The sequence below is a fragment of the Variovorax sp. PAMC28562 genome, assembly GCF_014303735.1.
In the GTDB taxonomy this organism is placed as follows: Bacteria; Pseudomonadota; Gammaproteobacteria; order Burkholderiales; family Burkholderiaceae_C; genus Variovorax.
In genome coordinates this window covers 736,630-755,735 of sequence record NZ_CP060296.1, presented here as the reverse complement: position 1 = coordinate 755,735, position 19,106 = coordinate 736,630, and the positions used below count along the sequence as shown (strand labels likewise).

24 protein-coding genes are annotated in these 19,106 nt (G+C 64.2%); 19 read left to right on the top strand and 5 right to left on the bottom strand.

Features of this window, described 5'->3' with window-relative positions; genetic code table 11:
- Positions 1-39 precede the first annotated feature (39 nt).
- Positions 40-579 carry a flagellar transcriptional regulator FlhC gene (gene flhC, locus H7F36_RS03680; RefSeq protein WP_187053399.1) on the bottom strand — a complete coding sequence of 180 codons (540 nt, stop codon included), beginning with the start codon at positions 577-579 and terminating at the stop codon, positions 40-42.
- 21 nt (positions 580-600) lie between these two features.
- Complete coding sequence (gene flhD / locus H7F36_RS03675) at positions 601-939, bottom strand: flagellar transcriptional regulator FlhD (RefSeq protein WP_187053398.1); 339 nt, start codon at positions 937-939, stop codon at positions 601-603.
- 546 nt (positions 940-1,485) lie between these two features.
- On the opposite strand from flhD, the gene H7F36_RS03670 reads away from it, so the two are divergent.
- The 4 genes from H7F36_RS03670 to H7F36_RS03655 all read left to right on the top strand — a co-directional run bounded on the left by H7F36_RS03670 (position 1,486) and on the right by H7F36_RS03655 (position 5,085).
- Positions 1,486-2,676 carry a flagellin gene (locus tag H7F36_RS03670; RefSeq protein WP_187053397.1) on the top strand — a complete coding sequence of 397 codons (1,191 nt, stop codon included), beginning with the start codon at positions 1,486-1,488 and terminating at the stop codon, positions 2,674-2,676.
- 114 nt (positions 2,677-2,790) lie between these two features.
- Positions 2,791-4,239: a flagellar filament capping protein FliD gene (gene fliD / locus H7F36_RS03665; RefSeq protein ID WP_187053396.1), complete on the top strand. Its 1,449-nt coding sequence runs from the start codon at positions 2,791-2,793 to the stop codon at positions 4,237-4,239.
- A gap of 113 nt (positions 4,240-4,352) precedes the next feature.
- Complete coding sequence (fliS, locus tag H7F36_RS03660; protein ID WP_187053395.1) at positions 4,353-4,766, top strand: flagellar export chaperone FliS; 414 nt, start codon at positions 4,353-4,355, stop codon at positions 4,764-4,766.
- Between the two features lie 19 nt (positions 4,767-4,785).
- On the top strand, positions 4,786-5,085 hold the full coding sequence (locus H7F36_RS03655; protein ID WP_187053394.1) for a flagellar protein FliT: 300 nt from the start codon (positions 4,786-4,788) through the stop codon (positions 5,083-5,085).
- A gap of 39 nt (positions 5,086-5,124) precedes the next feature.
- Here H7F36_RS03655 and fliE read toward each other — a convergent pair whose 3' ends face one another.
- On the bottom strand, positions 5,125-5,442 hold the full coding sequence (fliE, locus tag H7F36_RS03650; protein WP_187053393.1) for a flagellar hook-basal body complex protein FliE: 318 nt from the start codon (positions 5,440-5,442) through the stop codon (positions 5,125-5,127).
- Positions 5,443-5,591: 149 nt separating this feature from the next.
- Here fliE and fliF point away from each other — a divergent pair, with 149 nt between their 5' ends.
- From fliF to H7F36_RS03575, 15 genes are all read left to right on the top strand, one after another.
- Positions 5,592-7,313, top strand: coding sequence for a flagellar basal-body MS-ring/collar protein FliF (gene fliF / locus H7F36_RS03645; RefSeq protein WP_187053392.1), 1,722 nt, complete (start codon positions 5,592-5,594; stop codon positions 7,311-7,313).
- 13 nt (positions 7,314-7,326) lie between these two features.
- Positions 7,327-8,322 carry a flagellar motor switch protein FliG gene (gene fliG, locus H7F36_RS03640; RefSeq protein ID WP_187053391.1) on the top strand — a complete coding sequence of 332 codons (996 nt, stop codon included), beginning with the start codon at positions 7,327-7,329 and terminating at the stop codon, positions 8,320-8,322.
- 3 nt (positions 8,323-8,325) lie between these two features.
- Positions 8,326-9,021: a FliH/SctL family protein gene (locus H7F36_RS03635; RefSeq protein WP_187053390.1), complete on the top strand. Its 696-nt coding sequence runs from the start codon at positions 8,326-8,328 to the stop codon at positions 9,019-9,021.
- Between the two features lie 22 nt (positions 9,022-9,043).
- Complete coding sequence (fliI, locus tag H7F36_RS03630; protein ID WP_410003079.1) at positions 9,044-10,402, top strand: flagellar protein export ATPase FliI; 1,359 nt, start codon at positions 9,044-9,046, stop codon at positions 10,400-10,402.
- Between the two features lie 48 nt (positions 10,403-10,450).
- The gene (locus tag H7F36_RS03625) at positions 10,451-10,909 is read left to right on the top strand and encodes a flagellar export protein FliJ (protein WP_187053389.1); all 459 of its coding nucleotides are present in this window, start codon (positions 10,451-10,453) and stop codon (positions 10,907-10,909) included.
- Positions 10,909-12,405: a flagellar hook-length control protein FliK gene (locus tag H7F36_RS03620; RefSeq protein ID WP_187053388.1), complete on the top strand. Its 1,497-nt coding sequence runs from the start codon at positions 10,909-10,911 to the stop codon at positions 12,403-12,405. Before H7F36_RS03625 ends, H7F36_RS03620 begins: the two co-directional genes overlap by 1 nt.
- A gap of 172 nt (positions 12,406-12,577) precedes the next feature.
- Positions 12,578-13,174, top strand: a complete 597-nt coding sequence (fliL, locus tag H7F36_RS03615; RefSeq protein ID WP_315971442.1) for a flagellar basal body-associated protein FliL — start codon at positions 12,578-12,580, stop codon at positions 13,172-13,174.
- A 48-nt stretch (positions 13,175-13,222) separates the two neighbouring features.
- Positions 13,223-14,218 carry a flagellar motor switch protein FliM gene (fliM, locus tag H7F36_RS03610; protein WP_187053387.1) on the top strand — a complete coding sequence of 332 codons (996 nt, stop codon included), beginning with the start codon at positions 13,223-13,225 and terminating at the stop codon, positions 14,216-14,218.
- Positions 14,208-14,582: a flagellar motor switch protein FliN gene (fliN, locus tag H7F36_RS03605; RefSeq protein WP_187053386.1), complete on the top strand. Its 375-nt coding sequence runs from the start codon at positions 14,208-14,210 to the stop codon at positions 14,580-14,582. Before fliM ends, fliN begins: the two co-directional genes overlap by 11 nt.
- A gap of 22 nt (positions 14,583-14,604) precedes the next feature.
- On the top strand, positions 14,605-14,901 hold the full coding sequence (locus H7F36_RS03600) for a FliO/MopB family protein (RefSeq protein ID WP_187053385.1): 297 nt from the start codon (positions 14,605-14,607) through the stop codon (positions 14,899-14,901).
- A complete protein-coding gene (gene fliP / locus H7F36_RS03595) occupies positions 14,894-15,673 on the top strand; it encodes a flagellar type III secretion system pore protein FliP (protein WP_187053384.1) in 780 nt (259 codons plus the stop codon). The genes H7F36_RS03600 and fliP overlap by 8 nt, the downstream gene beginning before the upstream one ends.
- Before the next feature lie 22 nt (positions 15,674-15,695).
- Positions 15,696-15,965 carry a flagellar biosynthesis protein FliQ gene (gene fliQ / locus H7F36_RS03590; RefSeq protein WP_187053383.1) on the top strand — a complete coding sequence of 90 codons (270 nt, stop codon included), beginning with the start codon at positions 15,696-15,698 and terminating at the stop codon, positions 15,963-15,965.
- Position 15,966: 1 nt separating this feature from the next.
- A complete protein-coding gene (fliR, locus tag H7F36_RS03585) occupies positions 15,967-16,725 on the top strand; it encodes a flagellar biosynthetic protein FliR (RefSeq protein WP_187053382.1) in 759 nt (252 codons plus the stop codon).
- Positions 16,726-16,774: 49 nt separating this feature from the next.
- Entirely contained in the window at positions 16,775-17,077 is a 303-nt protein-coding gene (locus tag H7F36_RS03580) for a type II toxin-antitoxin system RelE/ParE family toxin (RefSeq protein WP_187053381.1), read from the top strand.
- Positions 17,074-17,376 (top strand): addiction module antidote protein, encoded by a 303-nt coding sequence (locus H7F36_RS03575; RefSeq protein WP_187053380.1) that lies wholly within the window; start codon positions 17,074-17,076, stop codon positions 17,374-17,376. Before H7F36_RS03580 ends, H7F36_RS03575 begins: the two co-directional genes overlap by 4 nt.
- Here H7F36_RS03575 and H7F36_RS03570 read toward each other — a convergent pair.
- Together H7F36_RS03570 and H7F36_RS03565 are read right to left on the bottom strand one after the other, a co-directional pair.
- Entirely contained in the window at positions 17,373-18,002 is a 630-nt protein-coding gene (locus tag H7F36_RS03570; RefSeq protein ID WP_187053379.1) for a response regulator transcription factor, read from the bottom strand. The two genes, H7F36_RS03575 and H7F36_RS03570, sit on opposite strands and share 4 nt — an antisense overlap.
- Positions 17,999-19,090 (bottom strand): histidine kinase, encoded by a 1,092-nt coding sequence (locus H7F36_RS03565; RefSeq protein ID WP_187053378.1) that lies wholly within the window; start codon positions 19,088-19,090, stop codon positions 17,999-18,001. The genes H7F36_RS03570 and H7F36_RS03565 overlap by 4 nt, the downstream gene beginning before the upstream one ends.
- Positions 19,091-19,106 lie beyond the last annotated feature (16 nt).

Sequence of the window (19,106 nt, the reverse complement as noted above, 5' to 3'; positions counted from 1 at the left end):
CCCTTATTGCGTCTTTGCAGGCCGTGCGACCTCGCAGAATTACTGCAAATGAATGCCGCCCGCCGCCGCCCCTTTGCCTGCTCGCGCTGGCGGCACGCACATGCCGCAGACGTAGTGCCTGGCGTTTTCGTAGGGCTCGGTCACGAAGTGGCCGCCGCATTTGGAGCACTGGGTCATGGCGAGCATGTTGTTCTCCATGAAGCGCACCAGGCGCCAGGCGCGCGTGATGGAGAGCTGCGGCTCGATGTCGCACGAAGAGATTTGCTCGGTGTAGAGCTGATAAGCCTTGATCAGCACGTCGACCGGTTCGAGGTCGCTCGTCTTGGCCAGGTAGGTGTGGATGTTCTGGAACAGCGACGCATGAATGTTCGGCTGCCAGGTCAGGAACCAGTCGGTCGAAAAAGGCAGTTGGCCCTTGGAAGGCGACTTGCCCGCCACTTCCTTGTAGAGGCGCAGCAGCCGCTCGTAGGAAAGCTCGGTTTCGCTTTCGAGCACCTGCAGGCGGGCGCCAAGGTTGATCAGGCTGACGGCGCGCCCGATCTGCCGGGAATCCCCGAGAACGCTTTTGGAAGTGGCCATGTCGGTGTCTCTCGCTCTGTTTCAGGGAGCGATGGTTTCGGCAGCGTAGCGGCCGGCCATCACGATGCCTGCATGCAAACGCGTCGTCGCGTCGTTGGCCGTGCGGGCGTTGACGTTGTGATTGGTCAACAGGCTCCAGACCATGTCGTCGTCGGCGCGGAAGCGGCACAGCAACATGCTGCCCGATGCGATCTTCATGATCTGCGAAGGGGAGAGCGCTTCGATGAGGTCGGCCGATTCTTCCGGCAGGCCGAGGCGGAACAGGGCTTGCGCCTTGTCAGCGCGGATCAGGCTCTGCGCCAGCATCAGGTAAGTGAGGTTGGCTTCACGAATCTCGGCAAGGATTTGCTCGCTGGTCATATCGGTGCTTTCGTAGGACGACGTCCGGGTTGCGTTAAAGCCGATTCTGACCAGCGTTACAAAAACTTTAATAGGTTAACAACTGTTAACGACGTCTCCGAAATGTGTAGATATGTCATTCATTTGCCTACACCCAAAGTATTCATGTGAACTTTATGAATACACATTTACGTAAGACTTTGGTCGATTTGAATCACAAGGTATTCATTTCCACTCACCCCGTAAATGTGACGGCCGGAAAAGCACTGACAACACGCCGTTGTTCAAACCGTGACTTAGTTGGCTCACCTATATGGTCTGTGGCGGCGCAGACACGTTTTCTCCTTGATTCGCGGGCCATGTGTAACTGGTTTGGTCGTCCTCACATCTGCCGTTGCGGAGATTTCTAAAGGGTCAGTTACGAAAAATATAACTCTCAAGCTAGTCGCAGTTCGATCCGAAAACAAAACCAACGGGTCACGAATGCGATCCGCCAGGTGGCCAGTCTCTTTGCTGGCGTGACAGTGGCAGCGATGCCGGATTTATTCAGCTCTAAAGGACTTCTCCATGACCTCAGTTATCAACACCAACATCAGCTCGCTTACGGCGCAGCGCAATCTCAACTCCAGCCAGTCGTCGCTCGCTACTTCGATGCAGCGCCTGTCCTCAGGCCTCCGCATCAACAGCGCCAAGGACGACGCTGCCGGCCTGGCGATCTCGGAACGCATGACCTCGCAAATCCGCGGCATGAACCAGGCCGTGCGCAACGCCAACGACGGCATCTCGCTGGCGCAAACCGCTGAAGGCGCGTTGGGCGAAATCGGCAACAACCTGCAGCGCATTCGCGAACTGTCGGTGCAATCATCCAATGCAACGAACTCGACCTCTGACCGCACGGCGATCCAGGCTGAAGTGACCCAGCTCACATCGGAAATCGATCGTGTGTCCAAGCAGTCGGACTTCAACGGCACCAAGCTGCTCGACGGTTCGTTCTCCAGCCAACTGTTCCAGGTCGGTGCCAATTCGGGTCAGACCATCGGCGTAAGCAAGATCGCCAACAGCACGGCCGGCGCGTTGGGCAACGTCAAGTTCGCCGCTGATCGGGTCGGTGCTGCAGCGGCAGGTGCCACAGCCGCAGCGACGGTGCCTGGCTCGATGAGCGGCTTGGTGCTGAACGGCGTCACGATCAACACCGTGAACTACAAGCTCACCGATACCGCAGCGCAAGTCGGCGCTACCACTGCGGCTGGTATCAACGCGCAGATGGGTGAGACCGGCTTGCGTGCTACCGCAGATGCAACGACCGGTGCTGTCACGCTCGAATCGCTGAAGGCCAACAAGGACTTCACGGTGACTGCCGGCACTTTGGCAGGCGGCGTGACCGCAGTGGGCCTGGGTGGAACTGCGGACACCGCAGTCACCGCTGCTGCGACCGCAAACTTCAGCTTCCTGTCCAACGTCGACGTCACCAGCGTCAAGGGCGCACAGCAAGCGATGGAAATCGTCGATGCCGCACTGACGCAAGTCAGCAGCAGCCGCGCAGAATTGGGCGCCGTTCAAAACCGCTTCACCTCGGTCGTGACGAACCTGCAGACCAATTCGGAAAACACCTCGGCTTCGCGTTCGCGGATCCAGGACGCCGACTTCGCGGCTGAAACGGCCAACCTGTCGCGCGCGCAAATCCTGCAACAGGCTGGCACGGCGATGGTGGCCCAGGCCAACCAGCTGCCGCAATCGGTGCTGAGCCTGCTCAAGTAACAGAGAGCACGGCAAAGACAAGCGTGCGATGGCGGTGGCGCCACGCATGCACCCAGCGGCTAACGGATTTCCCGTTCGCCGCTTTTTGGCCATTCGGCCGCAGGAGCAAAAGATATGGCGACCGTTTCATCGGCGGGTCTGGGCAGCGGTCTGGATGTGGAGAGCATCGTCACCAAGTTGATGGCGATCGAAAAGAAGCCGCTCACCGCATTGCAGACGCAGGCGACGGCGCTCGACAGCAAGATATCGGCTTTCGGCACCATCTCTTCGCAGATGTCGACATTGAACGATGCGATTGCCACGCTCGCGTTGCCTGCCACCTGGAACACGAAATCGGCGTCGTCGTCGAGCGCTACGGCCGTATCGGCCTCAGTGTCGGGTACCGGCGCGTTGGCCACGTCGTTCAGTCTCGAGGTCTCTCAACTCGCACGCGCGCAATCGGTCGCCTCCAGCGGAGTGACAGCCGGCAGCGGCTTTGGTGCGGGCACGCTGTCCATCCAAATCGGTACCTGGGCAGGCACGACGCCAGCGTTTAGCGCAAGCGGCGCGGCTGCCATGTCGGTGACGGTGGCCGAAGGCGACAGCATGTCGACCATCGCCGGCAAGATCAATTCGGCCGGTGCGGGCGTGACCGCCACCGTGCTCAAGGATTTGTCGGGCGAGCGCTTGCTGCTGCGTTCGTCTTCCACCGGGGAAGCAACGGGCTTTCGCGTGCAGAGCACCGATGCCGCTGGCGCGACGGGCCCCAGCCTGGCCGCGCTGTCTTTCGACAATCCGTCGGGCGGTACCGGCATGGCGGCCAATCCGGTTCAGTACGGCCTCAATGCCAAGGCGACCCTCAACGGCGTAGCGCTGAGCTCGGCCAGCAACACGCTGGCGGACACGGTGCCGGGCCTCACGCTCACGCTGTCGCAAGTGACGACGGCGCCGGTCGACATCACGGTCGCCAACGACACTTTTTCGCAAACCACGGCCATCAACGCGTTCGTGAAGGCCTACAACGCGATGAACGATATGTTCAACCAGGCGACGGCATACGACGCGACCACCAAGACCGGCGCGCTGCTGCAAGGCGACTCGACCACCACCAGTTTGCAGACCGCCATGCGACGGCTGGTGGGCGCCATGTCCGGCGGCAGCACCGGCACTCTGCAACGCCTGTCGGACCTGGGCATTTCCATAGCCAAGGACGGTGGAGGCGATCTCGCGGTCGACTCGACCAAACTCGCCACTGCACTCAAAGACCCGGTAGCGGCAGCCAAATTCTTCAGTTCCGCTACCAACGTCGCGTCGGATGGCGAAACCGGCTTTGCCACCCGCATGAAAGCTTTTCTTTCAGGCGCCATCGGCAGCGCCGGCACGATCGCAGCCAAGACCACCTCACTACAAAGCCAGAAGACGACCAACGGAAAAAGCCAGGACCGCCTGGGCGACCGACTGACGACGGTAGAGGCGAACATGCGAAAGCAATACACCGCGCTCGATACCAAGATGGCTTCGCTCACCGCGCTCAACACATACATCACCCAGCAGATCGCCCAGTGGAACAAGTCGACAGCCTGAACGCCGACTGACTGATCGGCCGACAAATGGTTGTTGAGTTCAGCGGGCGGATGCCGATAACTAGAGTGTGAAGTGAATGCTGCGCCCCAGCAGAGCAGATTAAGGAACACACCATGTACACCCCGCCCAGCCTCCGCGCCGCAATGGCTTACAAGAACGTCGGCGCCCAGTCGAGCGTCGAGTTCGCCAGCCCGCACCAGTTGATCGACTTATTGTTTGACGGCTTGCTGGTAGCGCTTGCTTCGGCGCGCGGCGCGTTGCAGCGCGGCGACGTCGCGGCCAAGGGTGTGCAGATCGTGCGCGCGGTGCGCTTGCTGAACGAAGGCCTGAAGGCGGGCCTGGACAAGGAGCGCGGTGGCGCGCTGGCCGAACGGCTCGCTTCCCTTTACGATTACTGCATCGAGCGTTTGACGCTCGCCAATGTGCGCAACGATGGCGAGATGCTCGCTGAAGTCGCTGCCCTCATCGCCCCGGTGGCGCAGGGCTGGAAAGAAATCGGTCGACCGAGCGTCGGCCAACCCGCTTGAGGGCGTGACCGGAGGTCCCATGCAAGACGATTTGATGGACTACTACAAGGCAATCGAAAGCTCGAGCCGGCAGATGCTCGACGCGGCGCGCCGTGAAGACTGGGACGACGTCGTGCGCTGCGAAGGCGCCTGCGCGGTGCTGATCGAGCAACTGCGGTTTCTGGCGAAGTCGCAAGACCTCCCCAAAGACCTTCGTTCCGAGAAGTCGCGAATCATGCAGCGCATCCTGCGCAACGACGCCGAGATCCGCATCCTGGCCGAGCCGTGGCTCAGCACCTTCGCAGAGATGTTCGACGCCAAGCTGCAGTTGATGCACTGACGGGTTTTTATCCACTCTCCCTCCGGGAGAGGGTCGCCCTCAGACCTGCATATTCATGATGTCGGTATAGGCCTGCACCATCCGGTTGCGCACATTCAGCGTTGCAGCAAACCCGATCTGCGACTTTTGCAGCGCGACCATCGTCTGCTCCAGACTGACATTCGGATTTTCGAGCTGCACTTCGCGCTGCAGCGCGGTGGCGTCGCCCTGCGAGGCACTCACTGCTTTCAAGGCACCCGACAGGGCCCCGGCAAAGCCGGTTTCCTGCGTGGCACCGGTCGATCCGGTGACGGCGCGGGCGGCCCCGGCCGGGCGCGTGGTGAGCGGTGCGGTAACGGGGGTGAGGCGGAGGTCCATGGCGATGATGCTAATTGGGCAACGGACGGGCATGGGCTGGAAATGAGCGGGAAAGCGGCGCCTTATCGGGCTTATGCGGAACGGGCCGGACCGAATAATCGTCTCGTGCAAAGAGCCGACCGGCTTGCTGCCGCACCCACCCACCGCCCATGTCCGCCGTCGCTGAAATACCTGTCCCCCTCGCCACTGCTGCGCCGTGGTCGCGCAAGTTCGAAGGCCTGGCACCCCGCCAGCGCATCCGCTTCGCCATCGGCGTCGTCCTGCTCGTCGCGGTCGCCATCGCGGCCATCGTGATCGGTCGGCAGCCGGATTGGCGGGTGCTCTACGCCAACCTGGGCGACAAGGATGGCGGCGCCGTCATCGCGCAACTGGCGACGATGAACGTGCCCTATAAATATTCCGAGGGTGGCGGCGCCGTCATGGTGCCGGCCGATCGCGTGTACGACCTGCGTCTTCGCCTCGCGGCGCAAGGCCTGCCCAAGGGCGCCGTGGCCGGCTTCGAGCAGATGGAAAACAACCGCTTCGGCATGACGCAGTTCCAGGAGAAGCTGAGCTTTCAGCGGGGCCTCGAAGGCGAACTCACCCGATCGATCCAGGCGATGAGCTCGGTGCAGAGTGCCCGCGTTCATCTGGCGCTGCCGCAACAAAACGGCTTCTTCCGCGAACAGCAGAAGCCCACCGCATCGGTGCTGCTGAGCCTGCACCCCGGCCGCACGCTGGAGCGCAACCAGATCGCCGGCATCGTGCATCTGGTCGCTTCGAGCGTGCCCGAGCTGACGCCCGCCGCCGTGAGCGTGGTCGACGACACCGGCAAGCTGCTCTCGGCCACCAGCGAGCCCGGCAGCGGCGCCGATGCGCAGCAGCTTCAGTACGTGCAGCAGATAGAGCAGCAGTACACCCGCCGCATTCTCGAAATGCTGGAGCCCGTGGTCGGCCGTCAAAACGTCAAGGCGCAAGTGACAGCCGACGTCGACTTCTCGCAGACCGAAGCGACCTTCGAAGAACACAAGCCCAACCTGGCGGCCGACGCCAGCGCGGTGCGCAGCCAGCAAACGGTCGAGAGCACCGGCCCCGGCGCGACCGGCGCACCGGCTTCGGGCGTGCCCGGCGCCACGTCGAACCAGCCACCCGGCCCGTCGTCGACCCCGATCAACGGCGCAGCCGCACCGCTGTCGCCGACCGGCACCGCGCCGGGTGCAGCGGCGGCCAAGCCCCCGAGCAAGCGCGAGTCGACCACCAACTACGAAGTCGACAAGACAGTGAAGACGGTGCGCAATGCCACCGGCCAAATCAAGCGCCTGAGTGCAGCGGTCGTGCTCAATTACCAGAACGTGGCCGATGCCCAGGGCAAGGCCGGCCCCTCGACCCCGCTGTCGGCGCAGCAGCTCGAACAGATGACCGCGCTGGTGCGCGAGTCGATCGGCTTCAGCAAGGACCGCGGCGATTCGGTGAATCTGATGAACGCGCAGTTCCTGAGCGAGCGCAACGAAGTGGCCGAGGTGCCGATCTGGAAGAACCCCGAAATGCTCGATACGGCGCGCAGCTTCGCCTGGCCGGTCGGCCTGGTGCTGATCGGCGCGATCGTGCTGTTCGGCCTGGTGCGACCGGGCCTGAAGACGCTGGCGACGATGCAGCCGCCGCGCCAACTGACCAACGAACCCGGCCGTCAACTCAACGCCATGGTGGCGGACACGCCGCAGCGTCCCTCGCTCTCGTCGCCCTCGGTGGCCGAAGCGCTGCCGCGGCCGGAAGCAGCCGAACAGGCGCGGCTCGAAGGCGCGCGCCAGATGGCGCGACAGAATCCGGTCGCCGTTGCCAACATCGTGAAGACATGGGTCAACGGCGACGACGCCGCGGCCGCGTCGGCCTGAGAGTCGCATCGCCATGGACGAACAAGGACTCAACGACGCCGCCATCCTGCTCATGTCGCTGGGCGAGATCGAGGCGGGCGATGTGCTGCGCCACCTCTCTCCACGCGAAGTGCAGAAGCTCGGCGAAACCATTTCGAAGACGCGCGCGGTATCGCGTGAACGTCTGGGTGCGGTGGCCGACCGCTTCGTCACCGCGACCGCTGGTCAAAGCCTGTTCGCGGCCGACACCGGCGACTACGTTCGCGCCGTGATGAAGCACGCGCTGGGCGAAGAAAAAGCGTCGATCCTGATGGACCGCATCCTGCAGAAGGCCGACCTGAGCGGCATCGAAAATCTGAAGTGGATGGATGCGCCGTCGGTCGCCGAACTGCTGCGCGTCGAGCACCCGCAGATCGTCGCGGCCATCCTCGTGCACCTCGAGCCCGAGCACGCCGCCGCGGTGCTGGTGAAGCTCCCCGAGCAGCAGCGTGCCGAAGTGCTGCTGCGCGTCGCCACGCTCGAAGGCATCCAGCCTGCCGCACTGGAAGATCTGAATGAAGTGATGTTCCGCGTGCTGGCCAACGGCGCCAAGGTGCTGACGGCTTCGCGCGGCGGTGCCCGTACGGCGGCCGGCATGATCAACCTGCTTGGCAATGGCGTCGATGCGCAGGTCATCGAGGCCATTCGCAACCACGACCCGGATCTGGCATCCGAGATCAGCGAGCTGATGTTCGTGTTCGACGACGTGATGAAGCTGGACGACAAGTCGATCCAGATGCTGCTGAAAGAAACGGCGTCGGAGACGCTCATCATCGCGCTCAAGGGTGCGGCGCCGCCACTGCGCAACAAGTTCCTGTCGAACATGTCGTCGCGTGCAGCCGAGTCGCTGCGCGAAGACCTGGAGTCGCGCGGGCCGATGCGGCTGGTCGAAGTCGAGGCGCAGCAAAAGGAAATCCTGCGGTCGTTGCGGCGCCTGGCCGACGAAGGGCAGATCGTGTTGGGCGGCGGCGCAGCGGGCGGCATGGTCTAAGCGATGCAGAGCCTGAACAATCTTCGAAATTGCGGGCTGATCGCCAGCGAAGACATCGCGCATGTCGCGCGCTGGCAGTTCGGCGCGGTAGCCCCCGACAGCGGCGAGCCCGAGAGCGGCATCTCCGATCCCCAGGCCTTGCGCGCCGCCCATGCCGAAGGGCACGCCGAAGGTTTTGCGGCGGGTCGCGCCCAGGTGCTGGCGGAGGCCGAAGCCCAGCATGCGATGTACCGCGCCAATGAAGGACAAGAGGCGGCACGCCGGCTCGCCGCGTTGCTGCAATCTGCCGAAGCCGGCCTCGCGGAAGCGCAGCAATCGATTGCGCGCGGCACGCTCGAAATCGCCTGCGCCCTGGCGCGCCAGGTGCTGCGCCATGAACTCGCGACCGACCCGAATTCGCTCGAACCCGTTGTGCACGAGGCGTTGTCGTTGCTGCTCGCCGATGGCCGCAGCGCCACCGTGCGGCTGTCGCCCGTCGACTTCGATTTGCTCGACGGACCCTTGCGTGCGCAGTTTGCCGGTCAGCCCGTCACCGTGCTCTCCGACAACGCGGTGCAGCCCGGCGATTGCCTGGTCGAATCGGCCGGTGCGGTGGTCGACGGCAGCGTGGCGTCGCGCTGGTCGCGTGCGGTGGCGAGCCTCGGGCTGTCGATGCCGTGGCACGAGGAGAGCAATGGAGCAAACAGCGATGCCGCCTGAGCAGGAAGTCTGGCAACGCTTCATGGCCGACGCGCACGCGCGCGCATCGCAAGACGCGGGGCTGGCGTTGCGCGGCACGCTCACCCGACTGACCGGCCTGGTGCTCGAAGCCGCCGGGTTGCGCGTGCCGGTCGGCTCGCAATGTCTGGTGCGCATGGGCAATCAGCCGCCGGTGCTGGCCGAGGTCGTCGGCTTTTCCGATCAACGTGCCTTCCTGATGCCGGCGGGCGATGTGCACGGACTCTCCAGCGGTGCCAGCGTGATGCCGGCGCCTCCCTATGTGCCGATCCCGCGGCTCGGCGAACCCGAGCGTGACGTGACGGCACGTGTCGGCGTGCTGCGCCTGCCGCTGGGCACCGGCCTGCTCGGCCGCGTGGTCGACCCGCAAGGCACGCCGCTCGATCATCAAGGTCCGCTCGCGGATGTCAGCGCCGAGCCGCTGGACCGCAAACCCATCAACGCGATGGACCGCGCCCCCGTGCGCGAACCGCTCGACACCGGCGTGCGCGCGATCAACGCGTTGCTCACCGTGGGGCGCGGCCAGCGCATCGGCTTGTTCGCTGGCTCCGGTGTCGGCAAGAGCGTGCTGCTCGGCATGATGGCGCGCTACACCGAGGCCGATGTGATCGTGGTCGGCCTCATCGGCGAGCGTGGCCGCGAGGTGAAGGAATTCGTCGAAGACATCCTGGGCGATGAAGGCCGCGCACGCTCGGTCGTGGTGGCCGCGCCGGCCGATGCGCCGCCGCTGTTGCGCATGCAAGGCGCCGCCTATGCGACCGCCGTGGCCGAGTACTTTCGCGACCGCGGCCAGCATGTGCTGCTGCTGATGGATTCGCTCACCCGCTATGCGATGGCGCAGCGCGAGATCGCCCTGGCCATCGGCGAGCCGCCAGCCACCAAGGGCTATCCGCCATCGTGCTTCGCCAAGCTGCCGCAACTTGTCGAGCGCAGCGGCAACGGGCTGAACGGCGTCGGCTCGATCACCGCTTTTTATACCGTGCTGTCGGAGGGCGACGACCAGCAAGATCCGATTGCCGATGCGGCGCGGGCTATCCTGGACGGGCACATCGTGCTGTCGCGATCGTTGGCCGAAGAGGCGCACTTTCCGGCGATCGACGTCGAGCAATCGGCCTCGCGGGTGATGCACAACGTGGTGTCGCGCGAGCACACCGATTGCGCGCGGCGTTTTCGAGCGGTGTATGCGCGCTATCGGCAAAGTCGTGATCTGGTGCGGCTCGGCGCCTATGCAGCAGGAAGCGACCTCGCACTCGACGAAGCGATCCGCCTGCAGCCCGCGATGACCGCCTTCTTGCAGCAGGACATGTACGAAGCCGCGACGCTCGGCGCGAGCGTGGGCGGTATGGCGCGCACGCTGGGTTGATGCCCAGGATTCGTCCGATATCACCTTCAAGATTCAGAAAGCCCAACCATGTCGAACCTGAGTGCCTTGCAGACCGCCGTGTCTCTGGCCACGAGCGAACGTGATGCCGCGGCGCAGCGCCTGGCGCAAGCGCGCCAGGGATGGCTCGCGACGCAGGTGCAGCTCGATCAGCTCGAAACCTACGCGCAGGAAACGATGACGCGATGGCAGGTGCAGTCCGCGCGGGTGACGCCGGAAATCATGGCGCATCACTACCAGTTCATGGAGCGCCTGACGCACGCCATCGGCTTGCAGAAGAGCGCGGTGACGCAACAGGTGAACCAGGTCGCGCTGATGGCCGACCGCATGCGCGTGGCAGAAACGCGCCGCGAAAGTCTGGTGCAGCTGCATGCCAAGCGCGAAGCTGAACAACGTCGCTTGACCGATCGTCGCGAGCAGAAGGTGTCGGACGAGCAGGCGGCATTGCAATACCGTCGCCTTGCCGGCGGCGTCATGGGAGGTCTTTGATGGCGATCGAAATTGCACGCAGCAACGAGGTGCCGGCGGCGTCCGGCGCAGCGCGAGGACGATCGGGTTCGAACGACAAGGCGGACGGCGTGAGCAGCTTTGCGGCGGCGCTGGCTTCGGCCGATCGGGAGCCGAGCGCGGACGCGATGGCAGCGTCGAGGCCAGCGCAATCGAACGGTGGCGCGGACCGCAGCGGAGAGCAGGGCGCCACTGCCGACACTGCATCTCCGTCCGACGCCGCATCTGCAGCCGCCGATCGCGATAAAGCCGATCGGCGTGATGCTGCTTCAGCTGCCTCAACTGCGTCGGCTGATGCGGTCGGCAACGCGGCAACCAATGCAGTTGACAACGCGGCACCGACCGCGCCGACGCCGGCCGCCGATGCGTCGGCACTGCTGCTGGCGCAAAGCAATCTGAACGCCGTGAGCGCATCGTCGGCGCTCGATGCCGGCTCGGCTGCAATGGCCCTGGCCCAGCAAGCGGGCAACGGCTTGTCGAGCGCGCCGGGCCGGGGCGGCGCAACGACGCTGCCCGACAGTACGGTCGCCGGCCTGACGGGTGATGGCAGGAGCGCAGTTGCAAAGGCCGTCGCACTGCCCGAAACCGTGAATTCCACCGGAACCGTCAAGAACGTCGGAACCGTCAAGGACACGGGCACGGTCGACTCGCATTCGGCCGCGCTCGGTGTCGCCTTGCTCGATCGCACCGGCGGCAAGAAAGACGGTGTCAAAGACCTCTCGCGCACTGCAACGACACAGGACGCGTCGACGCCGCGCATCCCCAACTCGACGGCAGCGACTGCCGCAGCAGCGGCGTCGACCGACGCTGCTGCTGCCAGTCGTGTCGCGGTGTCCGCCACCGCGACGCCAGCGGCCGAAACCGTCGCGCTTGCGCAGGCGGCAGCCGCCAGCATTCCGGGCGAGGGTGCGTCGCCCTGGCGTCGCATCGAGCGTCCTGGCGACGCATCGACCCCCGCGGCCAGCGCCGTGTCAGTGGGCTTCGACGCCACCGGCAGTGCATCGTCATCGACTGCGACGACCGATGCCGCAGCGGCAGCGGCCAACGCAGGCGCTGGCAGCGCCGAGTTCATTGAGCGCATGGTCGATCAGGTGAGTTGGTGGATGGCGCACCGCAGCCAGGGCGCCGAACTCAAGCTCGATCTGCCGGGCGGCCAGCCGGTCTCGGTCAGCGTGCAGGTTCAGGGCAACGAGGCGCAGGTCGCGTTTCGCAGCGACCACCCCGAGGCACGGCAGTGGCTGAACGCCGCGATGCCGCAGTTGAAGGAGATGCTGGGCAACGAGGGGCTGATGCTTTCGGGCTCGTCGGTCGGCCAGTCGGGCAGCGGCGCCGAGCAGGAAGCTGCGCGCGATGCGCAGCGGGCCTGGCGCGCTGAAAGCAGCGGCAGCGGCACCGCGACTTCGACCATCGACACCTCGATGACGACAGCCCCACGGCCGCGCACAGTGAGCGAACGCGCGCTCGACCTCTACGTCTAGCCTGCTCTGCCCTCTACGGGCAGCGGGCCGGGGCAAGCGCCCTTAAAGCGCGGCTTTCCCCCCTTTTTTCCGGGCTTGGCGCGAGGGGGTCGCGCCGAATAATCGGTTCCAGGCAGACCCTGCTGCGCGTGGCGCGATGGGTCGTTCTGCCGACGAATCGAAGGAAACTCCCGTGTCCGCCCCTGCCGCTACCGCTGCCGCCATTCCGGCCCCCGATGCGCCCAAGCGCAAGGGAAAGTCGATGCTGCTCATCATCGTGGCGGCGCTCGTGCTGGCCGGTGGCGGTGCCGGCGGCTGGTTCTACATGAACAAGAAGAACCACGCGGCCGCCGACGAAGAGCCGGCTGCGCACGCGTCCGAGCACGCCGCGGCGCCGACCTATCTCGCGCTGGAAAACATGGTGGTCAACCTGGCCGACCCGGGCGGCGAACGCTTTGCGCAGATCGGCGTGACGCTCGACCTCGAAAACGAAAAGGTCGGCGACAAGATCAAGACCTACCTCCCCGCGATTCGCAGCAGCGTGCTGATGCTGGTGTCGCAGCGCACCTCGGAAGAACTGTTGAAGCGCGATGGCAAGGAAAAGCTCGCCACCGACATCGTGGCCGAGTTGTCGCGCACGCTGGGCTATGAAGTCGAAGCGCCGGTCAAAAAATCCAAGGTGGTGGCCGAGTCAGATGACGACGAAGCGCCGCTCAAGGCGAAGAAAAAGCGCAAGGCCGAGCCGAGCCCGATCAAGGGCGTGCTGTTTTCCAGCTTCATCGTCCAGTAACGGCCCATCTCGCTGCCGACAACTCGATTCGACTGCACACGCCTTCCGATGGACAACATTTTCGACACTGCGACCGATGCTGCGAAAGACGCGGCAGATGCAGCGCCCGACGACACCGTCGAGCGCATGGCCGATGCCATCGTCCGCGAATACGACATGGCAGCGCAGGAGCGCATGGTGCGCCGGCCGATGCCGACGTTGGACATCGTCAACGAGCGCATGCAACGCTATTTGCGCGCCGGCATCTTTCAGTTCGCGCGGCGCAGCCCGGAGATCACGGTCGAGCCGACGGTGGTGCAGCGCTTCTCCGAGTTCCTCGAAGTGCTGCCGGCCCCGGTGCACTTCAGCGTGGTGGCATTGCGCCCGTTGCGCGGAAGCGGATTGGTCGTCTGCGAATCCACCTTGATCTCCGCCCTGGTCGATGCGTTGTACGGTGGCGCCGGCACGTTGCAGGCGCCGTTCGACGGCCGCGATTTTTCGCCGACGGAACAGCGCGTGATCCAGCGACTGCTCACCCTGGTTTGCACCGAATACGCCAAGGCCTGGAAGGGCGTCTATCCGCTCGAGCTCGAATTTCAGCGCTCGGAAACGCACCCCCGCTTCGTCAATGTCGCGGCACCGGCCGACCTGGTGCTGGTGACCACCTTGCAGATCACCTTTGGTGAACTGAAGGGCGCGATTCGCATCTGCAAACCGTGGGCGGTGCTCGACCCGGTGCGCGACATGCTCTACGGCGCACAGCAGGCCGACGCCATCGCAGAAGACCGACGCTGGGTCACGCAGCTGACGCGCGAGATCCAGGCGGCGGAGGTCACGCTCACGGCCGAACTGGCCCAACCCGAACTCACCGTGGGCCAGTTGCTCGCGATGAAGCCCGGTGATTTCATTCCGCTCGAACGCGCCTCGCGCATCGTCGCAGCGGTCGACGGAACCCCTGTTTTCGCCTGCCATTACGGCACCCACAACGCGCGCTACGCCTTGCGCATCGACGAATGTGTGCGAAGCGACAGCGCGCACTGGCTCGGAGGCTCTCATGTCCATTGAAGAACAGACCATCTCTCCCTCCGCTTCCGGTGCCGACTGGGCCGAAGCACTCGAGGCCCGCCCCGAAGGCATGAGCAGCGCCGCGAGCAGTGCGCCGCTCAACGACATCCAGCGCGTGCTCGACATCCCGGTGCAGTTGTCGGTCGAGCTCGGCCGGAAGAAAGTGCCGATCAAGCAGGTGCTGCAACTGGCGCAAGGCTCCATCGTCGAGCTCGATGCCATGGCCGGTGATCCGATGGACGTGCTGGTCAACGGCTACCTGGTCGCGCAAGGCGAAGTCGTGGTGGTCAACAACAAGTTCGGCATCCGCCTGACCGATGTGGTGACGCCGGCCGAACGGCTCCGTCGCGTGCATCGCGCCTGAAAAAAAGCAACGGATCGAGTCGATGGCACAAAGCCTTTTCACCGTCGTGCTGTTCCTGGCACTGCTCGCCTGCGCGCCCTACCTGCTGCGTCGTCTGCAGGCGCGGCGGCACGGCGCTTCCGGCATGGTCGATGGCGAGGCGTCGAAGCTGCTGTCGACCGTCGTGGTCGGGCCGCAGCAACGCGTGGTCACGCTCGAAGTCGGACCTCAAGGTGCGCGCACCTGGCTCGTACTGGGCGTGACGGGGCAGTCGATCAATTGCCTGCATGTGCTGCCGGCCAATCCGGTTCACGCAACGCAGGACGCCATCGATGTCTGACGCCCGGAGCAAGCGTCGCCCTGCATGGATCGGCGCACTGGTCGCACTCGGCCTGAGTGCCGTTGCGCCCTCGGTCTTTGCGCAAGCGACGGGGCAGGGTGGTCAGTTGCCGCTGGTCATCGGCACGGGTGCCGGTGGCACGAGTTACTCGGTGCCGGTGCAGACGCTGCTGTTCTTCACCGCTCTCTCTTTCCTGCCCGCCATCTTGTTGATGATGACCGGCTTCACCCGCATCGTGATCGTGCTGTCGCTCTTGCGGCAGGCGCTCGGCACGCAGTCGGCACCGCCCAACCAGGTGGTGGTCGGGCTCTCGCTCTTTTTGACTTTCTTCGTGATGGGTCCGACCATCGACCGGGTCTACAGCGAAGCCTATGTGCCGTACACCAACAACACGCTGCAGTTCGAGGCGGCTCTCGGCAAGGCAGAAGCGCCGATGCGTGAGTTCATGCTCAAGCAGACGCGGCAGTCGGACTTCGCGCTGTTCGCGCGGCTTGCCAAGTTGCCCGCCGACGTGACTGCCGAGACCGCGCCGATCCGCGTGCTGATCCCGGCCTTCGCCACGAGCGAGTTGAAGTCGGCCTTCCAGATCGGCTTCATGATCTTCATTCCTTTTCTGGTCATCGACATCGTGGTTTCGAGCATCCTGATGTCGCTCGGCATGATGATGTTGTCGCCGGTGCTCGTCGCCTTGCCGTTCAAGCTCATGCTGTTCGTGCTGGCCGATGGATGGAACCTGCTGATCGGTTCGCTGGCCGCCAGCTTCGTGCAGTAGCGAAGATAGAGGCAGAGCCCCCATGAACGCACAAACCGCATTGACCATCGGCCAGGAAGCACTGGTCCTGCTGCTCACCGTATCGCTGCCCGTGCTGCTCGCGGTGCTGGCCGTCGGTTTGCTGGTCAGCATCTTCCAGGCGATCACGCAGATTCATGAAGCCACGCTGGCTTTCGTGCCCAAGCTGATCGCCGCCGTGGCCGTGTTCGCCATCGCCGGCCCGTGGATGCTCAACACGCTGGTCGACTACATCCGCCGCACGATCGAATCGATTCCGCAGATGGTCTTGTAGGGTGTTGACCTTCACCGAAGCCCAGCTCATGGGCTGGATCACGCCGGTGCTCTGGCCGTTCCTGCGCGTGCTCGGGCTCTTCACTACCGCGCCGCTCTTCTCTACGCGCGCCATTCCCATTCGCGCGCGCATCGGCCTCGCCTTCCTGATCGCGCTGTGCGCGCAGCCCACCTTGCAAGGCCAGCCGATGGTCGCGCTCGACAGCGTCGCGATGCTCGGCACGCTGATCCAGCAGGTCGGCATCGGCATGGCGATCGGCTTTACCGTGCGGCTGGTATTCACCGCGGTCGAATTGGCGGGCGAGTTGGTCGGCCTGCAGATGGGCCTGAACTTCGCGTCGTTCTTCAATCCGATGAGCAACGCGCAGACCAGTGCGGTGTCGAGCTTCCTCGGCAACATCGCCACACTGCTGTTCATCGCAATCAACGGCCATCTCACCATCGTCATGGCGGTGATGAAGAGCTTCGACGCCTTCCCGATTGGCGGCAGCTTCATGCAGGCGATGGGCCGCATGCGCATTCACGAGCTGGGCACCGAGCTGTTCGCGAGCGCGCTCTGGATCGCGCTGCCGATGATCGGCTTGCTGCTCTTCACCAACCTCGTGCTCGGCGTCATTTCACGCGTCGCGCCGCAGATGAACATCTACGCGATCGGCTTTCCGGTGACGCTGGTGGCCGGGCTGGTCGGCATCACGTTGACGCTGCCGATGATGGAGCAGCCGTTGTTGATGCTGATGGAGCAGATGATGGCGCGGATGTAGGGTGCTCCCCGAGGCCATTCTTTTGTATCTCATGTGATACAGTTTGCGCTTGATCGAAGTTCGCCAAACACCTGAATACGAAAAGTGGTTCGCGTCGCTGAAAGATCGAACGTCACGTGCTCGTGTGGACATTCGAATTCGACGCCTGTCGCTCGGAAACCTGGGATCTGTCGAACCTGTTGGAGAAGGTGTTTCAGAGCTGAAGATCGACTATGGCCCGGGCTACAGGGTCTACCTCGTGCAGCATCGGGGTCACTATGTCTTACTGCTGGTTGGCGGTGACAAGTCCACGCAAGCACGTGACATCAAGAAAGCCAAGCAACTGGCGCGTCATTACGCGGAGCAAATATGACCAAGACGACTCGTATATGGGATCCCGCCGAACATCTTCAGACCGATGAAGAGATGGCGGCCTATCTTGAAGCGGCGCTTGAAGAAGGCGATGCATCGCTCGTTGCCGCAGCGTTGGGCGACATCGCGCGTTCCAAAGGCATGTCACAGCTCGCTCGCGAAACTGGCCTCGGGAGAGAGAGTCTGTATAAGGCGCTCTCGCCTTCTGGAAATCCCGAGTTCGCGACCATTCTTCGCGTCGTCGGAGCCCTTGGTATCCGGCTGCATGCAGTGCCGGTTGGGGCCAAGCCGGTCGCCTAAATCAAATTGTTCCGAATCGCATAGACCGTCAACGCCGCATTCGTCGGCAACCCGAGCTTTTCCATCACCCGCGTGCGGTACACGCTCACCGTCTTGGGACTCAGCATCAGCTCTTCCGCGATGTCCGAAAGTCGCTGGCCCGATGCGATCTTGATGAGGGTCTGCAGCTCGCGTTCCGACAGTGCAGCATGTGCCGCTTCGAGTGCCGGCCGAGCCACCGAGTCGGCCAGCATCTGTGCGACTTCAGCGGTGACGTACTTGCGGCCTTGCGCGACAGTGCGCGTCGCCGAGATCAACTCGTCGGGGTCGCCGGCCTTGCTCACATAGCCCTTGGCGCCAGCGCGCAGACAACGGATCGCGTACTGGTCGGCCGGGAACATCGACACCACCAGCACCTTGATCGGTGAGTCGGTTTCGGTCAGGCCGGTCAGCACTTCGAGCCCACCGCGGCCGGGCATGCTGAGATCGAGCAATAGCACGTCGCACACCGTGGATCGAAGAAGCTCGCGCAGTTCGGCATAGCCGCCCGCCTCGCCCGTCACCTTGATATCGACCGCTTCCGATAGCGTGTCCCTGATACCTCTGCGCACGACGGCATGGTCGTCGCACAACACCACATGGATCATGTTTCTGCCCGTTCCAGCGGCACCGACAAAATGATTGATGTGCCGACGCCGCCCTGGTTGCTGATGTCGAGCCAGCCGTCGACGGTGCGGGCGCGTTCGCCGAGGCCTTTGAGTCCGAAGGTCTTGGGCTTGTCGAGTTCGGCGCGCGTCAGGCCACGGCCGTTGTCGGTGACTTCAAGGGTGAGCACGTTCTCGCCGTCCGACAAATCGATGTGCACTTCGCTGCACTCGGCGTGCTTGGCGATGTTGGTCAGCGCCTCTTGCGCGGTGCGGTAGGCCACCAGCTTGACGGCATCGGACGCATCGATGGTTTCGTGCGTCGCGGTGAAGGATGTCTTCACGCCGGTGCGCCGCTCGAAGGCAGTGGCGAGCCAGTCGACCGCCGCCACGATGCCCTGGTCGAGGATGGGCGGCCGCAGGTCTTGGACGATGCGCTGGCTGGCGTCGATGGCGTGCTGCAGCGTTTCGATCGCGCCGTTCACATGCTCGACGATCGCCGGATCTTTGGCGCGGCGACCGATCCACGCCAGGTCGAACTTGACTGCCGCCAGCGACCCGCCAATGTCGTCGTGCACCTCGCGCGCGATCGACTGGCGCTCTTCTTCCAGGCAGGCCTGCAGGTATTCGTTGAGCTCGGACGAGCGCCGCATGGAACCGGCGAGTTCTGCATGGGAGTCTTCCTTGACGGTGCGCATCTGGTTGGCGCCGATCGCCCGCACGATGGCGCGGGGCAGGTCGGGCAGCGCGCTCTTGCGAACGAAGTCGCTGACGCCGCGGCGGATCGCGTCGATGGCATCGGACTCGCTGGCCGAATTTGACAGCACGATGAAGGGTGGCTGCACACGCGATGATCCGAGCACGATGTCCCAGGCGTCCATGGCGGTGAAGCCATTCGCGTAATAAGCCGCGACGACGACATCGCAAACCTGCCGCTCCAGCCGGTCGCTCAACTCGGCCAGCGTTTCGATGCGCTCGATGGCGTAGTCGGAACCGTTCAGCTCGAGAGCCGCTCGGGCCTTTGCATGGTCGGCCGCAGAGGGCTCGATGTGGAGGATTCGCAGCCGGCGCAGAGGTTGGGCGGTTAACATTTGTGACGAATGATAG